The sequence below is a fragment of the Yonghaparkia sp. Soil809 genome, from assembly GCF_001429705.1.
In the GTDB taxonomy this organism is placed as follows: domain Bacteria; phylum Actinomycetota; class Actinomycetes; order Actinomycetales; family Microbacteriaceae; genus Microcella.
This window is the reverse complement of record NZ_LMSV01000001.1, coordinates 935460-955847: the sequence shown is the minus strand read 5'-3', so window position 1 is coordinate 955847 and position 20388 is coordinate 935460. Positions and strand designations below refer to the sequence as shown.

Here is a 20388-nt window from a genome sequence, read left to right as displayed (position 1 = left end):
TCGCCCGAAGAGCCCGCGTCCGGCGCGCACCGTGAGCGAGTTGTCGCGGTTCTGCATGACGAGGCCGACGATGGTGCGCTCGCTCCAGCTGCCGAGGCCGAACACCATCGACGCGACGCGGGAGGGGTGGCGCAGCAGCTGGCCGATCCAGAGCAGCCAGCGCGGCGTGCGGCGACCGCCCGGCACGGCGAGCGTCGCCAGCAGGGCGAGCGCGTTGGATCCGTGGCCGTAGCGGCAGGGCTCGATGTGCGTGTGCTCGTCGGGGTGGATCGACGAGGTGATCGCGACGCCGCGCGTCATGTCGACGCCGCGCGCGTGGCGCAGGGCGGTGGATGCTCCGCCGAGGGCCTCGGAGTTCGTGCGGGTCAGCTCGCCCAGCCGGTCGGAGATGCCCGGCAGATGCCCCTCGGCCTTCATGCGGTGCAGCAGCTGCTGGGTGCCCCAGGCTCCCGCGGCGACGACGACCTGATCGGCCGTGAGCGTGCGCTCGGTGCGGCGGCCCTTGCCGGTCGCGCGGGTGGTGACGGTGTAGCCGCCGCCGGGTCGAGGCGCGACGCGGGTCACAGTCGTGAGCGGCTGCACGACCGCACCCGCCGACTCGGCGAGGTGCAGGTAGTTCTTCACGAGCGTGTTCTTCGCGTTGTGCCGGCAGCCCGTCATGCACTCGCCGCACTCGAGGCAGCCGCGCCGAGCGGGGCCCGCTCCGCCGAAGTAGGGGTCGGGGGCCTCGACGTCGGCGCCCTCGCCGAAGTAGACGCCGACGGGGGTGAGGTGGAAGCTGTCGGCGACGCCGAGGTCGGCGGCCACCTTCTGCATGATGACGTCGGCGGGCGTGATCGTCGGGTTCTGCGCGACGCCGAGCATGCGGCTCGCCTGGTCGTAGTACGCGTCGAGCTCGGCCTTCCAGTCGGTGATGTGCGCCCACTGCCGGTCGGTGAAGAAGGCGTCGCTCGCCGGTCGGTAGAGCGTGTTCGCGTAGACGAGCGAGCCGCCGCCGACGCCTGCCCCGGCGAGGATCATGACGTCGTCGAGCAGGTGGATGCGCTGGATGCCCAGCAGGCCGAGCGCGGGCGCCCAGAAGAACTTCTTCAGGCTCCACGAGTTCTTCGCGAACTCGTCGTCCGCGAAGCGGCGACCGGCCTCGAGCACCGCGACGCGGTAGCCCTTCTCGACCAGGCGCAGGGCGGCGACCGAGCCGCCGAAGCCGGAGCCGACGACGATGACGTCGAGGTGGTCGGGGGCGTGCGACCCGGGTTCGGTGCGGTCGCGCGGCTCGGGCGCGGTCGGGCGTGCGTCGAGCATCCTCAGCCCCTCACGTAACTGGCGATCGTGGCGACCGCCGCGGGAAGCGCGCGCACGGAATCGTCGCCGGCGAAGCGCGTCAGTCGCTCGGCGGTGACGTGCGCGGTGCGGTTGTCGACCGACCACAGCGGGGTGGGGGTCGGATGCCACGGACCGTGGCCGACCGTCCGCTCGACGTGCGCGGGGTCCAGCAGCAGCGCGTTGTGCACCACGCCGATGCCGCTGCCGACGTCGTGCACCTCGTGCCCAGGGAACGCGCCCCACGTCGCTCCTGGCATGCCGAAGAGCGGGCCGACCCAGCAGTTGACCCCGACGGTGCCGTACTCGAGGGTCGCGATCGCGGCCTCGAGGGCGCCGCCCAGGGCGCGGCGCGTGCGCGGGTGGATGACGATGCCGGCGCCGAGAGTGCCCGCGAGGCGGGCGTTGCAGAACGCGACCGCGGCGTCGAGGAACGCCGCCGGGTCGACGTCGGCGTCGCCGGTCGGCGGCGACGGAAGGCGGACGACGCCGAGCACGGGGCCGAAGACCTCGGTCGTGAAGAGCGGCTCGCTCGCGTCGCCGGGGTCGAGGTGGTCGACGAGGGCGCGGGCCGCGGCGGGGTCTCCGCCGAGGCTCACCGCGTCGGGGTGCCCGGCGACGGCGGCGTCGCGCCGTTCGGCCGCGCCCGGGTAGTAGGCGGTGCGCGCGGGTGCGGCCGCCAGGTGCCCGCGGAGCTTCGCGACGAGGGAGTCGGCGTGCTCCCAGTCGGCGGGGATCACCACCAGCTGCGTCGCGATGCAGTTGAAGCCCGAGTTGTGGAGGCGCTCGGTCGCGATGCCGCGCGCCACGGTGTCGAGATCGTCGTCGCTCCAGCGGTCGCGGCCGCGCGCGCCGTCGGCCCCGCCGGGGACGACGATGACGGGCCCGACGCCGCCGAGCTCGCTCGTGATCGGCTTGTCGAGGATGGGCCGCCGCGCGAGTCNGATGTGGATGCGGTCGACGTCCGGGTGGTGGATGAGCGCCTGCCCGACCTCGTGGTCGCCCTCCACGACGCGCACGAGGTCGCGCTCGATCGCGGGCGCGAACGCCGCACGAAGCGCGTCGCCCACGCGCGCGTTGACGGGGTTGAGCTTCACGATCGCCGCGCTCGCCTCCTGGTAGAGGGCCGTCAGCACGTCGAGGGCGGGGATGCCCGTGATGTTCCCGGCGCCGAGCACCGCCGTGACGAGGGGCGCGCGATCGCGATCGCGGATGGCGCCCGCGATGCCCGCACGGGCATCCTCGATGCTCACGCCGCGGCGGAGCCACACGTCGGCGGAGTAGCCGGCGAGCACGACGTCCTTCGGCAGGGAGGGGAAGGCGCGGACGGCGACGCGGCCCTGCGGCGCGCGGCCGACGCGACGGTCGGGGAGAGGCGAGCCGCCCCGCTCGAGGGTGCGAAGGGTCGACTCGAGGGCGCTCGTCGCGGTGATGACCGCGTAGGGGCCGCTCGACCACTCCTCGCCGGCGGCGGGGGAGCTCAGGTCGATTCCTTTCACCGCGCACGCGGCGGCGACCCAGTCGGCCGCGGCGGCGAGTGTCGAGCGACGCAGCTCGGGCAGCAGACCGCGCTTGTCGGCGAGGTCGCTCGCGACCCAGGCGGCGGCTCCGCGGCGGAGGGCGGTGAGATCGGCCTCGAGGGCGGTCGGTAGGGCTGTGGGGAGGGCGCGCTGATGCGCGGAGAGCGCGAGAGCCGGCTCGTGTGCGGCGGGCGCATGGTCGTTCGTCACGGCGACCCCTTCCTTCGCGGCATCGTCGCGCGCGGATAGTTCGAGACTACGACGGTCGGGGCCCGCACCCTCACGATGGAGAGGAGTGACGTAAACGGATTTCGTCACCCCTCTGCATCCTGAGCGCGCACGTCGCGAGGGCGGTTCGCGCCCGTCGCCGGGAGTGCACACGGCGGCTGGGCGCACCCGGAGCCTCGCGTGGAATGATGCGCGCATGCCCCGGATCCTCGCCGTCGCGCCCGTGCTGCCCGATAACGTGCACGAGCAGCACGAGATCACGGCCGAGCTCGCGAGCCGGCTGACGGGCGACACGGCGGCCCGGTCGGTGCTCGAGCGGGTGCATGCCGCGAGCGGCATCAAGACCCGGCACCTCGCACTGCCCCTCGAGCGGTACCGCGACCTCGACTCGTTCAGCGAGACCAACGCCCTGTTCGCCGAGCTCGCCCTGCCCCTCGTCGAGAGGGCGGTCACGACGGCGCTCGCCGAGGCGGGGCTCCGCGTCGAGGACGTCGACCACCTCTTCTTCACGACCGTGACGGGCGTCCAGGCCCCCTCGCTCGATGCGATGCTCGCGACGTCGCTCGGATTCCGGTCCGACCTCAAGCGCGTGCCGAGCTTCGGGCTGGGATGCGTGGCCGGCGCCGCCGGGATCGCGCGCGTCGCCGACTACCTGGCCGGGCATCCCACCGGGGTCGCCCTTCTCGTGAGCGTCGAGCTGTGCTCGCTCACGCTGCAGTGGTCGGACCAGTCGATGGCCAACGTCGTCGGCACGGGCATCTTCGGAGACGGGGCCGCCGCCGTGGTCATGACCGGCGACGCGCACCCCGCTGCCGTCGCCGCCGGCTCGACGCGGCCCCGTGTGGTCGCGAGCCGCAGCGCGCTGTACCCCGACAGCTCCGAGATGATCGGCTGGCAGATCGGATCGACCGGGTTCACGCTCATGCTCGCCGCCGGGGTCCCCGCCCTCATCGACGGGCACTTCGCCGCCGGGGTCGACGCGCTGCTGGCCGAGGCCGGGATCGAGCGCTCCGACGTCGACGCGTGGATCGCCCACCCGGGCGGGCCGCGCATCCTCGAATCGTTCACGGCGGCGCTCGACCTGCCGCCCGCCGCGCTCGACGCCTCGTGGGAGGTCATGTCGCGCACCGGCAACCTGTCGTCGGCGGCCGTGCTGCACGTGCTCGCCGCGGTCGGCGACCAGCCCGTCGGCACGCGCGCCGTGCTCTTCGCCCTCGGCCCCGGCGTCACCGCCGAGCTCGTCCTCCTGGAGTGGTCATGAGCGTCATCCTGTATGCGCTGCTCGTGCTCGCGACGGGCGTCGAGCGGCTCGTCGAGCTCGTCATCTCGAAGCGCCACGCGGCCGCGGCCTTCGCGCGGGGCGGCGTCGAGCACGGCCGACGGCACTTCCCGTGGATGGTGCTGCTGCACACGGGCCTGCTGGTCGCGTGCGTCGCCGAGGTCGTACTGCTCGACCGCCCGTTCATCGGCGCGCTCGGATGGCCGATGCTCGTCATCGCCCTGCTCTGCCAGGCCGGCCGCTACTGGGTGATCGCCTCGCTCGGCGAGCAGTGGAACACCCGCGTCATCGTCGTGCCGGGCGCGACGCGCGTGACCCGCGGGCCGTACCGCTTCGCCTGGCTGCGCCACCCCAACTATCTCGTCGTCGCGATCGAGGGCATCGCCCTCCCGCTCGTCCACACCTCCTGGGTGACGGCCCTCGTCTTCACGGTGCTCAACGCGGTGCTGCTGCTCGGCTTCCGGATCCCCGTCGAGAACCGCGCGCTCGCGGTGCTGCGGGCGGAGGCCCGATGATCCCGACCGACGTCGACGTCGTCATCGCGGGCGGTGGACCGGTGGGCCTGGTGCTCGCACTCGAGCTCGAGCGGCGCGGCCTGCAGGCCGTCGTGCTCGAACCGCGCACGGGTGAGATCGACAAGGCCTGCGGCGAGGGCATCATGCCGGGCGGGCTCGCCGCGCTGCACCGCCTCGACGTCGACCCGCCGGGTCATGCGATCAGAGGCATACGGTACGAGGATGCCCGAGGCGCGGTCACGCACCGCTACCGGTCTCGAGAGGGACGCGGCGTGCGCCGCACCGCGCTGAGCGCCAGCCTGCGCGAGGCGGTCGCCCGGCGCGGAATCGAGCTGCGGCCCGAGAGGGTCGAGCACTTCGTGCACGACGAGCTGGGGGTCTCGGTCAACGGGCTGCGGGCTCGGTGGCTCGTCGGGGCCGATGGCTTGCACTCGCGCGTGCGCAGCGAGGCCGGACTCGACGATGCCGATCGGGGTATGAAGCGGTTCGGCCTCCGCCGGCACTACGCGACTCCGCCGTGGAGCGACGTCGTCGAGGTGACGTACGGCCCCGACTGGGAGCTCTACGTCACACCCGTCGACGACTCGACGGTGGGGGTCGCGGTGCTCGGGCCGAAGGGGGTCGACCTCGACACGGCGATCGCCGCGCACCCGGCGCTGCGCGATCGGCTCGAGGGCGTCGAGATCGCCTCGGAGCTGCGCGGAGCCGGCGCGCTCCGGCAGCGCACGGTCACGCGCACGACCGGGCGCATAGCCCTCGTCGGCGACGCCTCCGGGTACGTGGACGCGATCACCGGCGAGGGGATGCGCGTGGGCTTCGCGCAGGCAGAGGCGCTCGCCGACTGCCTCGCGCGCGACGACCTCCCCGCCTACGAGCGGGCGTGGTCGCGGTCGACGCGCGACTTCCGGCTGCTGACCGAGGGGCTCGTCCGGCTCGCGAGCTCGCCCGCCCGCCCGGCGATCGTCCCGGCAGCCCGTGCGATGCCCTGGCTCTTCGGCGCGATCGTCGAGCGCCTCGCGCGGTAGCGGCCGCTCGCAGCGCCCGGCGCTGACCCCCCTGGCGCTGACCTCTCCGGGTGCAGACCCCCCGGCGACAGGGTTCGACCAAATGAAGGGAGCCGCGGCTCACGTCGCGGCGTGTCGCCGCGACACGCCGCCATCGGGCAGCCCGCTCCCTTCATTTGGTCACGGCGGGCGGGGCGGGGTGGAGTGGTGCGGGGCGGGCGGGGCGGGGCTGCGACGCGGGCGGCGCGGCTCAGGCGGCGGGCTCGGCGGCGGCCGGCAGTCCGAGCAGCGATCGCAGCTCGTCCGTCGAGGACGCGACGAGCTGCGCGTGGGCGCGCTCGGCATCCGTACCGTAGCCCCAGGTCACCGCGATGGTCGGCACTCCGTGCTCGGCCGCGCCCTCGATGTCGTGGATGCGGTCGCCGATCATGACGACGTTGGACAGATCGACGCCGCCGAGGCGAAGACGCCGCAGCGCCTCCTCGACGACGTCAGCCTTCTCGCTGCGCGTCTCGTCGGCCGAGGCGCCGGTGATGACGGTGAAGCAGTGCGCGATCGTGAAGTGCTCGAGCATGAGCGTCGCCGGCAGCTCGGGCTTGGAGGTCGCGAGGCTGAGGGGGATGCCCGCGGCCGCGATCCCCCGCACGAGGGTGCCCATGCCCGGGTAGAGGGTCGCGTCGTAGGCGCCGCGGTCGAGGTAGCGGGCGCGGTAGATCTCGAGCGCGCGCTCCGCGGTCGGCCGATCCATGCCGGCGAGGTCGCGGAAGGAGTCCATGATCGGCGGGCCCACCCAGCGCAGGAGCTCCTCGTATGCCGGAACGGGCATCCCGAGCTGCTCGTAGGTGTAGGCGAGCGTGTCGGTGATGCCGGGCGCGGAGTCGGTGATCGTTCCATCGAGGTCGAGGAGGATCGCCGTGAACGGCGGGCGAGGGGCGTCGGCTGCGGGAGTCATCGGCTCGAGCCTACGGGGGCGCGGGTCGGAGGAGCGCGGCGCGGACGGGCGGAGCTCAGAACAGCCGCGGCACCCCGTCGTCGAGTCCGCGCATCGCGTCGTAGTCGAGCAGCAGGCAGCGGATCCCGCGGTCCTCCGCGAGGGTGCGCGCCTGCGGGGCGATCTCCTGCGCGGCGAACACCCCGGCGACCGGTGCGAGCAGCGGGTCGCGGTTCATGAGCTCGAGGTAGCGGGTGAGCTGCTCGACGCCGTCGATGCCGCCGCGGCGCTTGATCTCGACCGCGACCGAGCCTCCGTCGGCGTCGCGCGCGAGGATGTCGACGGGTCCGATCGCCGTCATGTACTCGCGCCGCACGAGCGCGTGCCCGGAGCCGAGCAGCTCGATCTGCTCGGCGAGCAGCTTCTGCAGGTGCGCCTCGACGCCGTCCTTCTGCAGGCCCGGGTCGAGCCCGAGGTCGTGCGCCGTCTCGTGCAGCACCTCGTGCACGCTCACGACGAGCATGTCGGCGGTCTTCGCGTGCGTGACGCGCCACAGCTCGACGACGCCGGCCTCGCGCTGGTCGTCGTCTGGCTCCTCGACCGTGAGGGTGCACGGCGGGCTCATCCAGTTGAGCGGCTTGTACGAGCCGCCGTCGGAGTGAACGAGCAGACTGCCGTCGTTCTTGTGGATGAGCAGGCGCGTCGCGAGCGGCAGGTGCGCGCTGAGGCGCCCGGCGTAGTCGACGGAGCAGCGGGCGATCACGAGGCGCACGAGGGTCGAGTCTAGGTGCGGCGGGCAGAGCTCACCCCCACAGCCCGGGCCGCCGCTCCTCGGCCACCGAGTTGCCGCCGTCGACGACGACGAGCTGCCCGGTGATGTAGCTCGCACCGGGGGAGGCGAGCCACGCGATCGCGCTCGCGACCTCGTCGGGGCGACCGCTGCGCCCGAGCGGCACGAGCCCGCCCTCGACGGCCTCCTGCTCCAGCTGCGACGCCGTCGCGATCCACCCGGGAGCGACCGCGTTCACCGTGATCCCGTGCCGCGCCTCGTCGATCGCGAGCCCGCGCGTGAAGCCCAGCACCCCGGCCTTCGCGGTCGCGTAGCCGAGGTCGTCGCGCGCCGCCTGCACCGCCCCGGTCGTGCTCGCGACCGTGATGACGCGGCCCCACTCGCGCTCGCGCATCCGCCCGATGACGGCGCGCGTCACCAGGAACACGCTCGTCAGGTTCACGTCGACGGCGCTGCGCCACTCGTCGACGCTCATGCCGATGTCGCCGCGCGGCATCTCCTCGCCGACAGCGACCATGCCGGCGTTGTTGACGAGGATGTCCGGCTCGGCTCCCAGCGCGCCGATCGCCGCGAGGGCGGCCTGCGCCGCGCTCTCGGTCTCGAGCCGCGCGACGACGCCGGCGGCGTCGTGCCCGGCGTCCCGCAGCTCCTGCGCGCGCTGCTCGATGCGGTCGGTCGTGGCGGTCATGACGACGCGGGCGCCGCGCCCGGCGAGCTCGCGGGCCGTGGTGAAGCCGATGCCCTCGGCCGAGCCGCACCCCGTGACGAGCGCGGTCCGGCCGGAGAGGTCGAGCGACGCGGGGAGGGCGTGGTGCGGGGTGGGGGAGGTCGATGAGCTCATGCGCTCATCCTGCCGCCGCACTCGCATCGAATGCTGTCTCTCGTGGCCGCGGCTCGCGTGCCGACCGCTCAAGCACGCGGAGCCCGACGTGCAGTGCCTGCATGTGGGTACGGCGCGGCCCGCTCCCGCGGGGGCGAGTGCGTAACTCAGGAACCGACGGCCCGGTCGGGCGAAGACGTGCGGATCGCAGGGTGCGTGCGCCCTGGAGTTCCTGAGCTGCGCATCCCGGTGGAGGCGCCGCGGAGGAGATCAGCCCGCAGCGTCGGCGTCACGGGACGCGGCAGCGGGCTCACTCGCGCCCGGCGCTCCCGGAGCGCCCTGCGAGCCGGGAGCGCCCTGCGAGCCGGGTGCGCCCGCCGCGGCCCCGCGCTCGCGCGCCGCGCCCGACGCGACGGCCGCGACGAGGATGAGCACGAGCACCACCCACAGCGCGTTCAGCAGCCCGATCCGCTCGCCGAGGAACCCGATGACGGGCGGACCGACGAGGAAGGCGAAGTAGCCGACCGTCGCGACGGCGGCGACGGCCGCGGCGGCGCGGCGCGGATCGTCGGCGGCGGCCGACATGCCGACGGGGAAGCCGAGCGATGAGCCGAGCCCCCACGCGAAGATGCCGAGCGCGGCGATGACCGGCTGCTCGACGAGGATCACGGTCGCGAGCCCCGCGGCCGCGAGCACGGCCGACCCGCGCAGCACGGGCACGCGACCGAAGCGGTCGAGCACCCACACGCCGGCGATGCGGCCGGTGGTCATCGCGACGGCGAAGATGCCGAAGGCGAGCGCACCGGTGGCCTCGTCGACGCCGCGGCCGTCCACGACGGCGAGCGCGAGCCAGTCGTTGGCCGAGCCCTCCGCGAAGGCCATGCCGAGCACGATGAGTCCGATGAGCAGGATGCGCGGGTCGCGCCAGATGGACAGTCGCTCCTGCCACGTGGTGCGCGCCGGCCCCGCGCCCTCGTCGTCGAGGCCGGGGAGCGCCTCGTCCCGCGGCAGCAGCCGGACGACGAACCCGACCGCGACGATCAGCAGCACGCCCACGACGCCGGCGTGCCAGTCGACGCCGACGCCGAGGTCGGCCACGCCGGCGGCGGCGGCCGCCCCGATGACGGTGCCGATGCTCCAGGAGGCGTGGAACCAGGGCATGATCGCGCGGCCCTGCGCCTGCTCGACGCCCGCGCCCTCGACGTTCATGGCGACGTCGGTGATGCCGGCCCCCGCGCCGAAGACGACGAGCGAGCCGAGCACGACGGCGTAGCTCCCGAGCGTCTGAGCGCCGACGCCGAGCCCGATGAGCGCGAGCGAGGTGGCGATGACGCCGAGCAGGATGACCCGGCGCGTGCCGAGGCGGGCGATGAGGTGGCTCGATCCGATGAGGCCGACGATCGACCCTGCGGCCATGCCGAAGATCAGGAGGCCGAACTCGTCGGTCCGCACGTCGAGGGCGTCGCGGATCGCCGGCGTGCGCGCCACCCAGGTCGCCATCGTGATGCCGCTCAGTGCGAAGACCGCGAAGACGGCGAAGCGCCAGGGCGCGAGGCGGGGAGCGGTGGTGGGCGAGCTCACGGACGGCCTTTCGAAACGCGGATGCCGGGGGGAGTCGAATCGATTCGATGCCCGAGTTCGACTACGCTAACAGCCGATGGCGAACCCGACAAACCACCCTGGAGACGGCTCGCGGGCCACGCTCGCGCAGGTCGCGGCGCGCGCCGGGGTGAGCGCCTCGACGGCGAGTCTCGCCTTCAGCGGAGCCGGGCCCGTCGCCGACGAGACGCGCGAGCGCGTGCTCGCCGCCGCGCGCGAGCTCGACTACGGCGGCCCCGACCCGCGCGCCCGCAGCCTCCGCACCGGCCGCAGCGGCATCATCGCCGTCGTCATGGAGGACCGCATCAGCGTCGCCTTCGGCGACCCGGTGGCGGTGACCCTCCTCGACGGCATCGCCGACGAGATCGGGGGAGCCGGCTACAGCCTCCTGCTGCTGACCGACAGCCTCGAGCGCGCCGAGGGCGGCCTGCGCGATGCGCCCATGGATGCCGCGCTCCTGCTCGGCTGCAGCACCGACCTCGACCCCGCAGTGCGGGTGCTGAGCCAGCGCCAGGTGCCGCTCATCGGCGTCGAGGCCGAGCCGCGCCAGGGCCTGCCCATGGTCGACATCGACAACCGCGCGGGCATGCGCCGCCTCGCCGAGCACCTCGCCGGGCTCGGGCACGAGCGCGTCGCCGTCATCACGCTGCCGATGGATCGCGGCCACGCCCGCGGCCCGCTCACGCAGGTGCGGCAGGACGCATCCGTCGCCTACACGGGCCTCGAGCGGCTGGCCGGGGTGCGCGACGTCTTCCCGGATGCCCCCGCCGAGGTCGCCGCGGGCAGCCTCATCGAGGAGGGGCTCATCGCCGCCCGTGCGCTCCTCGATGCCGAGCCCGCCCTCACCGCCATCGTCGGGCAGAGCGACCTGCTCGCGCTCGGCGCCATCCAGGCCGCTGAGGAGCGCGGCCTCCGCGTGCCGGAGGACATCAGCGTCGCCGGCTTCGACGGCGCCCGCATCGACGGGCTCTCGCGCCACCGCCTGACCACGGTCGTGCAGCCGACCCTCGAGAAGGGCCGCGCCGCCGCACGACTGGCCCTGGCGGCCCTCGCGGGCGAGCCGGTCGAGAACGTCGCCTTCACGACCGAGCTCCGCATCGGCGACACGACGGCGGCTCCGCGCAGCGCCTGAGATCTCGCATCACCAACCCTGGACGCCCACTGGACGCCGAGGAAGTCAACCCCGTGACGCCGCCGCGGAGGAGATGGCACCGTCGTAACTCCACCGCGACGAAGGGAGCCGTCATGAACGACGAAGCGAAGCACAAGGGCGAGGAGCTCGGCGGCAAGATCAAGGAGGGCGTCGGCAAGGTCACCGACAACGAGCGTCTCGAGGCCGAGGGCCGCGCCGACCAGACGAAGGCGAACCTCAAGCAGGCCGGCGACGACGTCAAGGACGCGCTCCGCTGAGACCCCCCACGACAGCCGCGGCCTCCAGGTGGCCGCGACTGCCCCGGCGGGCGCTCGACCTCACGGTCGGGCGCCCGCTCTCGTCGTGCCCCGCCGCCTCGGCGCGCGCGTGACGACCGCGCTTCACGACTGCGCTTGACAACCCCGGCGACAGGAGTACCTTTGCGCGAGTGCCGAACACGGGGGCGATCGCGCCTCGCCGCACCCGCCGCCTTCGACTGAGCCCCCCGCAGGCCGTCGTCCTCGGCTTCCTCGGGGCGATCCTCGCGGCGACGGGCCTCCTCGCTCTTCCCTTCTCCCACCCGCGGGACGACTCGATCACGATCCTGGACGCGGCGTTCACGGCCGTGTCGGCCGTCTCGGTGACGGGCCATGTCGTCGTCGACACCGCGACCGCCTGGTCCCTCACCGGCCAGGTGATCATCGTCGTCTTCATCCAGCTCGGCGGGCTCGGCATCATGCTCGTCGCCTCGCTGATCGGGCTGGCGCTCGCTCGACGCCTGTCGCTGCGAGGTCGAGCCCTGACCGGCACCGAGAACCGAGCCGTCACGGCCGATGACGCGGCGCGACTCGCGAAGGGCATCCTCGCCACGAGCCTCCTCATCGAGGCCTCCGTCGCCATCATCGTCGGCCTCCGCCTCGCTCTCCACTACGGCGAGGGCGCAGCGGACGCGGTCTGGCACGGCGTCTTCCTGGCCGTGTCGAGCTTCAACAACGCGGGCTTCGCGCCGTACTCGGACAACATGGTCGGCTTCGCGACCGACCCCGTCATCGTGCTGCCGATGGCGGTCGCAACGGTCCTCGGCGGTCTCGGATTCCCCGTCCTCCGCCAGCTGCGCAAGGAGTTCCGCCGTCCGCTGCACTGGACGATGAACACGAACATCGTCCTGGCGATGAGCGGCCTCCTGCTCGTGATCGGGACGGCGTACATCGCCGTCCTGGAATGGAGCAACCCCGCGACGATCGGCGGGATGTCCCCGGCGGAGCGCGTGCTGGTCGCCTTCTTCCACTCGGTCCAGGCGCGCACCGCGGGCTTCAACAGCGTCGACGTCGGCGAGATGACGAGCGAGACCTGGCTCGGCATCGACGTGCTCATGTTCATCGGCGGCGGGCCCGCGGGCACGGCCGGCGGCATCAAGGTGACGACCTTCGCCGTCCTGCTCTTCATCATCCTCACCGAGCTGCGCGGGCAGGGCGCGGTGAACATCTTCGGCAAGCGCCTCTCGCGCGCCGTGCACCGCGAGGCCATCACGATCGCGCTGCTGTCGCTCGCGGCGGTCATGGCGGCCACGGTCATCCTCATGCTCGTCACCGACCTCGAGCTCGACGTGCTCCTGTTCGAGGCGATCTCGGCCTTCGGCACCGTCGGTCTCAGCACCGGCATCACCGCCGATCTGCCGGCGGCCGGGCAGATCGTGCTCATGGTCCTCATGTTCCTGGGCCGCCTGGGCCCGCTCACGCTCGGCACGGCCCTCGTCCTGCGCCAGCGCCAGCTGCTCTACGAGCTCCCGAAAGAAAGGCCCGTCATTGGCTAACCTGCGCCTGTTCTCCGGCACCCGCACCTCGCGCATCGCTGAGGCCGACTCCGTCGCCGTCATCGGCCTGGGCCGCTTCGGCCAGTCGCTCGCCCTCGAGCTCATGGCGACCGGCACCGAGGTGCTCGGCATCGACGCGAGCGAGGAGATCGTCCAGGGCCTCAACGGCGAGCTCAGCCAGGTCGTCCGCGCCGACTCCACGAAGGCCGAGGTGCTCCGCCAGCTCGCCGTGCACGAGTTCGACCGCGTCGTGGTCGCGATCGGCTCCGACATCCAGGCGAGCATCCTCACCACGTCCGTGCTGCTGCAGTTCGGCATCCCCCAGATCTGGGCGAAGGCCACGAGCGACGCGCACGGGCAGATCCTCGAGCAGCTCGGGGTCGAGCACGTCATCTACCCCGAGAAGGACATGGGTCGCCGCGTCGCGCACCTCGTCCGCGGGGCCGCGCTCGACTACATCGAGGTCGACTCCGCGTACGCGATCGTGAAGATGCAGCCCAACTCGGTGCTGCTCGGCCGCCGGCTCGGCGACACGAACCTCCGCCAGGAGCACGGCGTCACGGTCATGGCGGTCCAGCGCGACGGGCAGCCCTGGTGCAACGCCGACGCCGACACCGTCGTCCGGGAGGGCGACACGGTGCTCGTCGCGGGGCCCACGCGCATGGCCGAGGGGTTCGGGCAGCTCCGCTAGCGCGCGCCCGTCACGATCCGGCGCCCGTCACGATCCAGCGATCCCCGCGCGCCCGCGCCCCGAGCGTCACCGCGCGCGCCCCGAGGTACCCGAAGGTGAACGACGCGAGCAGCGCCGGCAGTCCCGAACCGGCGGCGAGCACGAGAAGCACGAGGTAGACGATCAGGTTGAGGATGCCCGTGGCGGCGAGGTAGCGCCCGTCACCGGCTCCGATGAGGACGCCGTCGAGCACGAACACGAGCCCGGCGAGCGGCAGCCCGATCGCGAGGATCAGCAGGACGAGGGGGAGGGCATCCCGCACTCGCTCGTCGGAGGTCACGAGGATCGGGACCAGCGGCGCCGACGCGGCCACGACGACCGCCAGGATCGTGCCGACGAGCACCCCCCAGCGGACGAGCCGGCGGGTGATGCGGTGCACGCGCTCGACGTCGGAGGCTCCGAGTCCGTGTCCGACGAGCGCCTGCCCGGCGATCGCGAGCGCGTCGAGGGCGAGTGCGAGCAGGCTGTAGACGGCGAACCACACGTGCGTCGCGGCGAGCTCGACGGTGCCGAGTCCCGTTGCGACGAGCACGGTCGCGACCAGCGCGATGCGCAGCGACACCGTGCGCAGCAGCAGCCACGAGCCGGCGGCCATCGCGGCGCGGAGGCCCGCCGGGCCGGGGCGCAGCGCGGCGCCCTCCGCACGGGCGCCCCGCACGACCACCGTCACGAGCACCGCGGCCATCGCCCACTGCGCGATGAGGGTGCCGATCGCCGAGCCGGCGATGCCGAGACCGAGACCGTAGATGAGGATCGCGTTGAGCGCGATGTTCGCGCAGAACCCCCACGCCGCGACGACCAGTGGGGTGCGCGCGTCGTGCAGGCCCCGCAGCACCCCGGTCGCGGCGAGCACGAGCAGCATGCCCGGCACGCCCCACCACGCGATCGTCAGGTACTCGAGCGCGGCCGCCTCGACCGGTGAGGCCGCGCCGAAGGCGCCCACGATCGCCGGGGAGGTCGGCAGCAGCACCCCGAGCAGGACGACGCCGATGCCGAGCGCGAGCCAGAGCCCGTCGACGCCCGCGGCGTGCGCGCCGGCCCTGTCACCGGCTCCGAGGCGCCGCGCGACGGCCGGGGTGGTGGCGTAGGCGAGGAAGACGAGCAGTCCGATCGCGGTCTGGAGCACCGTCGAGGCGACGCCGAGCCCGGCCAGGGCATCCGCCCCCAGATGGCCGACCATCGCCGTGTCGGTCAGCACGAACAGCGGCTCGGCGACGAGGGCGCCGAGCGAGGGCGCGGCGAGGCGCAGGATGTCGCGGTCGATCGCTCGCAGCCGGGGGCGCACGCTTCCACGCTACGGCCCGCGCACGAGCGCATCGCGCCTGCCTTAGTATCTGCGTATGCATGCAGATACGCATCAGGAAGACCTCGATCCCTCATCGCCGCTGGTCGACGTGGTGGCCGAGCTGTTCGGGCTCCTCGCCGACCCCACGCGCGTCCGGATCATCCTCGCGCTCGACCTCGATGAGCTCTCCGTCAATCACCTCGCCGACATCGTCGATCGCCCGCCGCCCGCCGTGTCGCAGCATCTGGCCAAGCTTCGCCTCGCACGGCTCGTGACCGTTCGACAGGAGGGCAATCGCGCGTTCTACCGGCTCCGCGACGAGCACCCGCGCCGACTCGTCGTCGAGGCACTGCGGCAGGCCGAGCACACCGTGTCCGATCTCCCGCGCCACCACGGGGAGCACTGAGCATGCTCACGGTCCTCCGCCACCGGCGCTTCGCCGCGCTCTTCGCCTCGCAGGTCGCCTCGCTCGTCGGCACGGGCGTGCTCACCGTCGCGCTCGCGCTCGTCGCCGTCCGCATCGCGGGAGAGGGGGCCGCGCAGATCATCGGCATCGCGCTGACCATCCGCATCGCGGCCTACGTCGTCGTGTCGCCGATCGCGAGCGCGCTCGTCGCCGGTCGGTCGAGCCGCGCCGTCCTCATCAGCGCGGATGCGGCGCGCGTCGTCATCGCGGCAGGTCTCGTCCTCGCCACCGAGGCCTGGCACCTCTACGTCGCGATCCTGCTGCTGCAGTCGGCGTCGGCCGTCTTCACGCCCACGTACCAGGCCGTCATCCCCGAGGTGCTGCCCGACGAGCGCGACTACACCTCCGCGCAGTCGCTCTCGAGGCTCGCCTACGACCTCGAGTCGCTGCTGAGCCCGGTGCTCGCGGCGCTGCTCGTGCTCGTCCTGCCGCCCAGCGCGCTCTTCGCCGTGACGGCGGCAGGCTTCGCGCTCTCGGCGCTCGCCGTGGGGCTCTCGCGCATCAGCGAGCGCGCCGGCGCGGCGGGCGAGCCGTTCGCGTCGCGCCTCACGCGCGGCCTGCGCCTCATGACGCGGATACCCGCGCTGCGGTTCCTCGCCGTCCTCGACGCCGTCACGGCCACGGTCTACGCGACGGTGCTCGTCACCACGGTCGTGCTGCTCGTCGTCATCGGCGCCGCCGACGTCGGCGACCCGTCGGGGCCGCTCGCCGTGGCGCTCGTCGCGTTCGGTGCCGGATCGATCGCGGTGGCTCTGCTGCTGCCGCGCATCCTCGACCGGGGGAGCGATGGCGCGGTGATGGCGACGGGCGCGGCGATCGTTCCCGTCGCGCTCGCGGCGACGGCCGCGCTCGCGCTCACGGGAGCGCTCACGCTGCCGCTCGTCATCGTCCTGTGGTTCGTGCTCGGCGCCGCGAGCTCGGCGATCAGCACCCCGAGCGCGCGGATCATCCGCCGCGAGGTCGAGCCCGACGACCGGCCCGCCGTCTTCGCCGCGCGGTTCTCGAGCTCCCACGCGTGGTACGCCGTGACGTACCCGATCGCCGGCCTCGTCGGGTCGGCCGCGGGGCCCGCCGCGGCGACCGCCGTGCTCGCCGTCGTCGCCCTCCTCGCGCTCGGGGCCGCGCTCGCCCTCTCACGCGGCGCGCGACCCTCGGCGGATGCGCAGGCGCGACCCCCCGCCGCCTCATTAGGCTCGGTCGGGTGACCGACACCCTCAGCAGCGGCATCCTCTCCGACGAGCTCGAGCCGGGCATCCGCCCGCAGGACGATCTGTACCGCCACGTCAACGCGCGCTGGCTCGCACGCACGCCGATCCCCGCCGACAAGGCCCGCTACGGCTCATTCATGGTGCTCGCCGAGGAGGCCGAGAAGGCCGTGCGCGACATCATCGTCGAAGCGCAGTCGGCCGAGCCGGGCACGCTCGAGCGCAAGGTCGGCGACCTCTACGCGAGCTTCATAGACGAGGAGCGCATCGAGGCGCTCGGCGCCGCCCCGCTCGCCCCGCACCTCGCGGCGATCGACACGATCGACGACAAGGATTCCCTGCTGAGCGAGATCGGACGCCTCGAGCGCGAGGGCGCCCGCGGGTTCGCGCAGCTCTTCGTCGACAACGACCCCGGCGACCCCGAGCGCTACCTCGTCTTCGTCGAGCAGGGCGGGCTCGGTCTGCCGGACGAGTCGTACTACCGCGAGGACGCGCACGCGGCGACGCGCGACGCCTACCTCGCCCACCTCGAGCGGATGCTCGCCCTCGCCGGCCTGGAGGCCCCCGCCGAGCGCGCGGTGCGCATCATGGCCCTCGAGACGCACCTCGCGAGCCACCACTGGGACAAGGTGCGCAACCGCGACAGCCAGGCGACCTACAACCTGCGCACCTGGGCCGAGTGGGAGGAGGCCGCTCCCGGCCTCGACCTCGCGCGCTGGCGCGACGCCTTCGGCATCACCGAGCAGCAGCTCGCCGAGGTGGTGCTGCGCCAGCCCTCGTTCCATGCCGGGCTCGCGGCCGCGATCGCCGACCGCCCCCTCGAGGAGTGGACGGACTGGCTGCGCTGGTCGGTCATCCGCTCGATGGCGTCGTACCTCTCGCGCGACTTCGTCGACGCGACCTTCGACTTCTACGGTCGCACCCTCACCGGCACCCCCGAGCAGCGCGCCCGCTGGAAGCGCGGCGTGAGCTTCGTCGAGGGCGCCATGGGCGAGGCCGTGGGCGAGGTCTACGTCGCGCGGCACTACCCGCCGGAGGCGAAGGCAGCGATGGACGAGCTCATCGCGATGCTCATCGAGGCGTACCGGCAGTCGATCAGCGAGCTCGAGTGGATGACCGCCGAGACCCGCGAGCGCGCCCTCGACAAGCTCGCGAAGTTCACGCCGAAGATCGGCTACCCGGTGAGGTGGCGCGACTACTCCTCGCTCGAGGTCGTCGCGGATGACCTGGTGGCGAACGTGCGGGCGGCGGGGGAGTTCGAGTTCCAGCGCGAGCTCGGCAAGATCGGCCGGCCGATCGACCGCGACGAGTGGTTCATGACGCCGCAGACCGTCAACGCGTACTACAACCCCGGCTTCAACGAGATCGTCTTCCCGGCGGCGATCCTGCAGTTCCCGTTCTTCGATGCGGGGCGGGATGCCGCGGCCAACTACGGCGCGATCGGCGCGGTCATCGGCCACGAGATCGGGCACGGATTCGACGACCAGGGCTCGCGCTACGACGGCGACGGGCGCCTGCGCGACTGGTGGACGGAGGCCGACCGGGCCGCGTTCGAGGAGCGAACCGGCTCGCTCATCGCCCAGTACGACGCGCTCGAGCCGAGTCAGGCGCCCGGCCACCACGTCAACGGCGCGCTGACGATCGGCGAGAACATCGGCGACCTCGGCGGGCTCGGAATCGCCTGGAAGGCCTACCTGCTGTCGCTCGACGGCGAGGAGCCCCCGGTGATCGACGGGCTCACCGGTGCGCAGCGGTTCTTCCTCTCGTGGGCGCAGGCCTGGCAGCTCGCGATCCGGCCGGAGGAGGCCCTGCGGCTGCTGTCGATCGACCCGCACTCGCCGAACGAGTTCCGCTGCAACCAGATCGTGCGTAACATCGGAGCGTTCTACGAGGCGTTCTCGGTCACTCCCGACGACGCCCTGTGGCTGGACGAGACGGAGCGCGTGTCCATTTGGTGACGACCCCGATGCTGCGCGACCGGAGCGCCCGCCTGGCGGCTCCGGTCTCAGCGCGGCGTCGGGCCCTCGAGCGCTCTCCCTCGTTCCGCCCCTCCTTCCGCGCCCTCGGCGCCCTCGCGTACGAGGGCGCGCGCGTCTCGGTCGCGGCGGTGGATCTGCAGTCGGGGCAGAGCGTCTTCGCCGTCGACGAGCGCATCGTGCTGCCGACGGCGTCGATCGGCAAGATCCTCCTGCTCATCGAGGTGAGCGCGCGCATGACCGATCGCTCGCTGTCGGAGTTCTCGATCGTCGATCGGTCGGTTCAGGACTCGGTGGCCGACTCGGGCCTCTGGCAGCACCTGCAAGCCCCGGCCCTCCCGCTGTCCGACCTCGCTGCCCTGGTCGGCTCGACGAGCGACAACGTGGCGACGAACGCCCTCCTGCGTCACATCGGGCTGGATGCCGTGCGCGCGCGCACGGAGTCGCTCGGCCTCGTGCGCACCGCCCTCCTCGACGTGGTCCGCGAGAGCCGGGGGCCGGATGACGCGCCCCAGCTCTCCGTCGGCTCGACCGCGGAGCTCGCGTGGCTCTTCTACGCCCTCGCCCACGGCCACATCATCGATCCGACGACGAGTCAGCGCGTGCTCGGCTGGCTGTCGCTCAACACCGACCTCTCGATGGTCGCGAGCGCGTTCGGTCGCGACCCGCTCGCGCACCGCGGGGTCGAGCACAGCACCTGGATGGTGAACAAGACGGGATGCGACGCGGGGGTCCGGTCGGAGTCGGGGATCCTCCGCGGGCCGCGCGGCGGCCTCGCCTACGCCGTCTCGGTGCAGTTCGAGGAGCGCGACCTGGCGAGCCGGCTGCGCGTGCTCGACGCCCTGCGGGTCTTCGGACTCGACCTCCTGGAGTTCGTGCACTGACGCGCGGCGGGGCCCTCGGAGCGTCTGAGCATTGCTCGCACCCCCGTTGAGGGGTAGACGGAACGGTCCAGTCTTGCTTTCGTCACTCTGAGGGGAATATCGTCGGGCTCGCCTGCGGAATCGGCTCACCCGACGTTCGTCGATTCGCGCGGGCTGGGAGAGTACACACCTGGCGTTTCCTTGACTACCCCGTCGAGCGAATCAGTCTCAGAGTCGTACTGTTCCGAATACCTGCAGTACCCGAACACCCGAACACCCGACGGTCGTCGTTCCCCGACGACGGCCGACCGCTCGACCGTGATCTCCCCCGATCCCGATCGTGCGCTACCCGAATACCCGAACACTGAGCGCTGCCGGCCCGCTGGCGCGCTCGGCTCCGACCCCCCAGGAGCTCTTCATGATGCGCACGCGCATTCTTGCCGCGGCGACCGCCGCTCTCCTCGCCCTCGGCATGGCCGCGGGCGGAGCGAGCCCCGCGCTGGCCGGCGGCAATCCCTCTAACACCAACGACCCCGACAACTGGGAGACCCTGACCGGCGAGGTCTGCTACAAGGTCGAGCCCGTGACGCCCCCGTACGTTCTCCCGGCGAACACCCCCGGGTACACGTACTCGAAGGTGATCGTCAAGGCAGGCAGCAGCGGCAACAGCGTCACCAACGAGAACGCGGTGTACACCACCGACTCGATGGGAGGAGCGCTCACCCCGGGCGACTCGTTCGTCCACCCGGAGAAGGACAGCATCAGCCACGTGATCGTGTGCGAGATCCCGGCTGAGCCCGGCGTCGCCACCGCCGCCATCGACCTGACCGACCCCGACTGCTACATCGGCGCGATGCTGGATGAGAGCGGCTTCACCTACACGAACAGCACCTACGTGATCGTGGACAGCGG

General features: G+C 72.9%; 18 protein-coding genes and 1 pseudogene. 12 read left to right on the top strand and 7 right to left on the bottom strand.

The annotated features are described in order from the left end of the window. Together ASG83_RS04640 and ASG83_RS13130 are read right to left on the bottom strand one after the other, a co-directional pair. Positions 1-1302: GMC family oxidoreductase N-terminal domain-containing protein (locus ASG83_RS04640; RefSeq protein ID WP_235460025.1), on the bottom strand; the 1302-nt coding region annotated here is incomplete at its 3' end. A 962-nt stretch (positions 1303-2264) separates the two neighbouring features. After that, positions 2265-3050 (bottom strand): annotated as a pseudogene (locus ASG83_RS13130) (hypothetical protein); the annotation flags it as partial. A 214-nt stretch (positions 3051-3264) separates the two neighbouring features. Here ASG83_RS13130 and ASG83_RS04630 point away from each other — a divergent pair. The 3 genes from ASG83_RS04630 to ASG83_RS04620 are packed head-to-tail and all read left to right on the top strand — an operon-like array spanning position 3265 to position 5887. Beyond that, the gene (locus ASG83_RS04630; protein WP_055857634.1) at positions 3265-4329 is read left to right on the top strand and encodes a type III polyketide synthase; all 1065 of its coding nucleotides are present in this window, start codon (positions 3265-3267) and stop codon (positions 4327-4329) included. Further along, positions 4326-4862, top strand: coding sequence for an isoprenylcysteine carboxyl methyltransferase family protein (locus ASG83_RS04625; protein WP_055859300.1), 537 nt, complete (start codon positions 4326-4328; stop codon positions 4860-4862). The genes ASG83_RS04630 and ASG83_RS04625 overlap by 4 nt, the downstream gene beginning before the upstream one ends. Then, positions 4859-5887 carry an NAD(P)/FAD-dependent oxidoreductase gene (locus ASG83_RS04620; RefSeq protein ID WP_055857631.1) on the top strand — a complete coding sequence of 343 codons (1029 nt, stop codon included), beginning with the start codon at positions 4859-4861 and terminating at the stop codon, positions 5885-5887. Before ASG83_RS04625 ends, ASG83_RS04620 begins: the two co-directional genes overlap by 4 nt. Positions 5888-6116: 229 nt before the next feature. Here ASG83_RS04620 and ASG83_RS04615 read toward each other — a convergent pair whose 3' ends face one another. From ASG83_RS04615 to ASG83_RS04600, 4 genes are all read right to left on the bottom strand, one after another. Then, positions 6117-6818, bottom strand: a complete 702-nt coding sequence (locus tag ASG83_RS04615; protein ID WP_055857629.1) for an HAD hydrolase-like protein — start codon at positions 6816-6818, stop codon at positions 6117-6119. Positions 6819-6873: 55 nt separating this feature from the next. Continuing rightward, positions 6874-7569 (bottom strand): endonuclease NucS, encoded by a 696-nt coding sequence (nucS, locus tag ASG83_RS04610; RefSeq protein ID WP_055857628.1) that lies wholly within the window; start codon positions 7567-7569, stop codon positions 6874-6876. A 31-nt stretch (positions 7570-7600) separates the two neighbouring features. Then, the gene (locus tag ASG83_RS04605; RefSeq protein WP_055857626.1) at positions 7601-8428 is read right to left on the bottom strand and encodes an SDR family NAD(P)-dependent oxidoreductase; all 828 of its coding nucleotides are present in this window, start codon (positions 8426-8428) and stop codon (positions 7601-7603) included. A gap of 249 nt (positions 8429-8677) precedes the next feature. Next, positions 8678-9988, bottom strand: coding sequence for an MFS transporter (locus tag ASG83_RS04600; protein WP_082599086.1), 1311 nt, complete (start codon positions 9986-9988; stop codon positions 8678-8680). Positions 9989-10064: 76 nt separating this feature from the next. On the opposite strand from ASG83_RS04600, the gene ASG83_RS04595 reads away from it, so the two are divergent. From ASG83_RS04595 to ASG83_RS04580, 4 genes are all read left to right on the top strand, one after another. After that, a complete protein-coding gene (locus ASG83_RS04595) occupies positions 10065-11138 on the top strand; it encodes a LacI family DNA-binding transcriptional regulator (protein ID WP_055857624.1) in 1074 nt (357 codons plus the stop codon). A 113-nt stretch (positions 11139-11251) separates the two neighbouring features. Further along, positions 11252-11416 (top strand): CsbD family protein, encoded by a 165-nt coding sequence (locus ASG83_RS04590; protein WP_055857622.1) that lies wholly within the window; start codon positions 11252-11254, stop codon positions 11414-11416. A gap of 170 nt (positions 11417-11586) precedes the next feature. Next, complete coding sequence (locus ASG83_RS04585) at positions 11587-12951, top strand: TrkH family potassium uptake protein (RefSeq protein WP_200932261.1); 1365 nt, start codon at positions 11587-11589, stop codon at positions 12949-12951. Then, on the top strand, positions 12944-13642 hold the full coding sequence (locus ASG83_RS04580) for a TrkA family potassium uptake protein (RefSeq protein ID WP_200932262.1): 699 nt from the start codon (positions 12944-12946) through the stop codon (positions 13640-13642). Before ASG83_RS04585 ends, ASG83_RS04580 begins: the two co-directional genes overlap by 8 nt. Positions 13643-13652: 10 nt before the next feature. Here the strand turns inward: ASG83_RS04580 and ASG83_RS04575 are convergent, their stop codons facing one another. Further along, positions 13653-14966, bottom strand: a complete 1314-nt coding sequence (locus tag ASG83_RS04575; RefSeq protein ID WP_055857620.1) for an MATE family efflux transporter — start codon at positions 14964-14966, stop codon at positions 13653-13655. 55 nt (positions 14967-15021) lie between these two features. On the opposite strand from ASG83_RS04575, the gene ASG83_RS04570 reads away from it, so the two are divergent. From ASG83_RS04570 to ASG83_RS04550, 5 genes are all read left to right on the top strand, one after another. Next, positions 15022-15372 carry a metalloregulator ArsR/SmtB family transcription factor gene (locus ASG83_RS04570; RefSeq protein ID WP_055857618.1) on the top strand — a complete coding sequence of 117 codons (351 nt, stop codon included), beginning with the start codon at positions 15022-15024 and terminating at the stop codon, positions 15370-15372. Between the two features lie 2 nt (positions 15373-15374). Next, complete coding sequence (locus ASG83_RS04565; RefSeq protein ID WP_082599085.1) at positions 15375-16637, top strand: MFS transporter; 1263 nt, start codon at positions 15375-15377, stop codon at positions 16635-16637. After that, a complete protein-coding gene (locus ASG83_RS04560; protein ID WP_055857617.1) occupies positions 16634-18595 on the top strand; it encodes a M13 family metallopeptidase in 1962 nt (653 codons plus the stop codon). The genes ASG83_RS04565 and ASG83_RS04560 overlap by 4 nt, the downstream gene beginning before the upstream one ends. Next, positions 18592-19497: a serine hydrolase gene (locus tag ASG83_RS04555; protein WP_235451369.1), complete on the top strand. Its 906-nt coding sequence runs from the start codon at positions 18592-18594 to the stop codon at positions 19495-19497. Before ASG83_RS04560 ends, ASG83_RS04555 begins: the two co-directional genes overlap by 4 nt. Positions 19498-19894: 397 nt before the next feature. Continuing rightward, positions 19895-20388 (top strand): hypothetical protein (locus ASG83_RS04550; RefSeq protein ID WP_055857615.1); only part of this gene is annotated, 494 nt, incomplete at its 3' end.

Coding starts and splice junctions, on each gene's coding strand:
- ASG83_RS04630 (WP_055857634.1), top strand. CDS start 3,265: ATGCCCCGGATCCTCGCCGTCGCGCCCGTGCTGCCCGATAACGTGCAC.
- ASG83_RS04570 (WP_055857618.1), top strand. CDS start 15,022: ATGCATGCAGATACGCATCAGGAAGACCTCGATCCCTCATCGCCGCTG.
- ASG83_RS04595 (WP_055857624.1), top strand. CDS start 10,065: ATGGCGAACCCGACAAACCACCCTGGAGACGGCTCGCGGGCCACGCTC.
- ASG83_RS04605 (WP_055857626.1), bottom strand. CDS start 8,428: ATGAGCTCATCGACCTCCCCCACCCCGCACCACGCCCTCCCCGCGTCG.
- ASG83_RS04615 (WP_055857629.1), bottom strand. CDS start 6,818: ATGACTCCCGCAGCCGACGCCCCTCGCCCGCCGTTCACGGCGATCCTC.
- ASG83_RS04590 (WP_055857622.1), top strand. CDS start 11,252: ATGAACGACGAAGCGAAGCACAAGGGCGAGGAGCTCGGCGGCAAGATC.
- ASG83_RS04565 (WP_082599085.1), top strand. CDS start 15,375: ATGCTCACGGTCCTCCGCCACCGGCGCTTCGCCGCGCTCTTCGCCTCG.
- ASG83_RS04625 (WP_055859300.1), top strand. CDS start 4,326: ATGAGCGTCATCCTGTATGCGCTGCTCGTGCTCGCGACGGGCGTCGAG.
- ASG83_RS04620 (WP_055857631.1), top strand. CDS start 4,859: ATGATCCCGACCGACGTCGACGTCGTCATCGCGGGCGGTGGACCGGTG.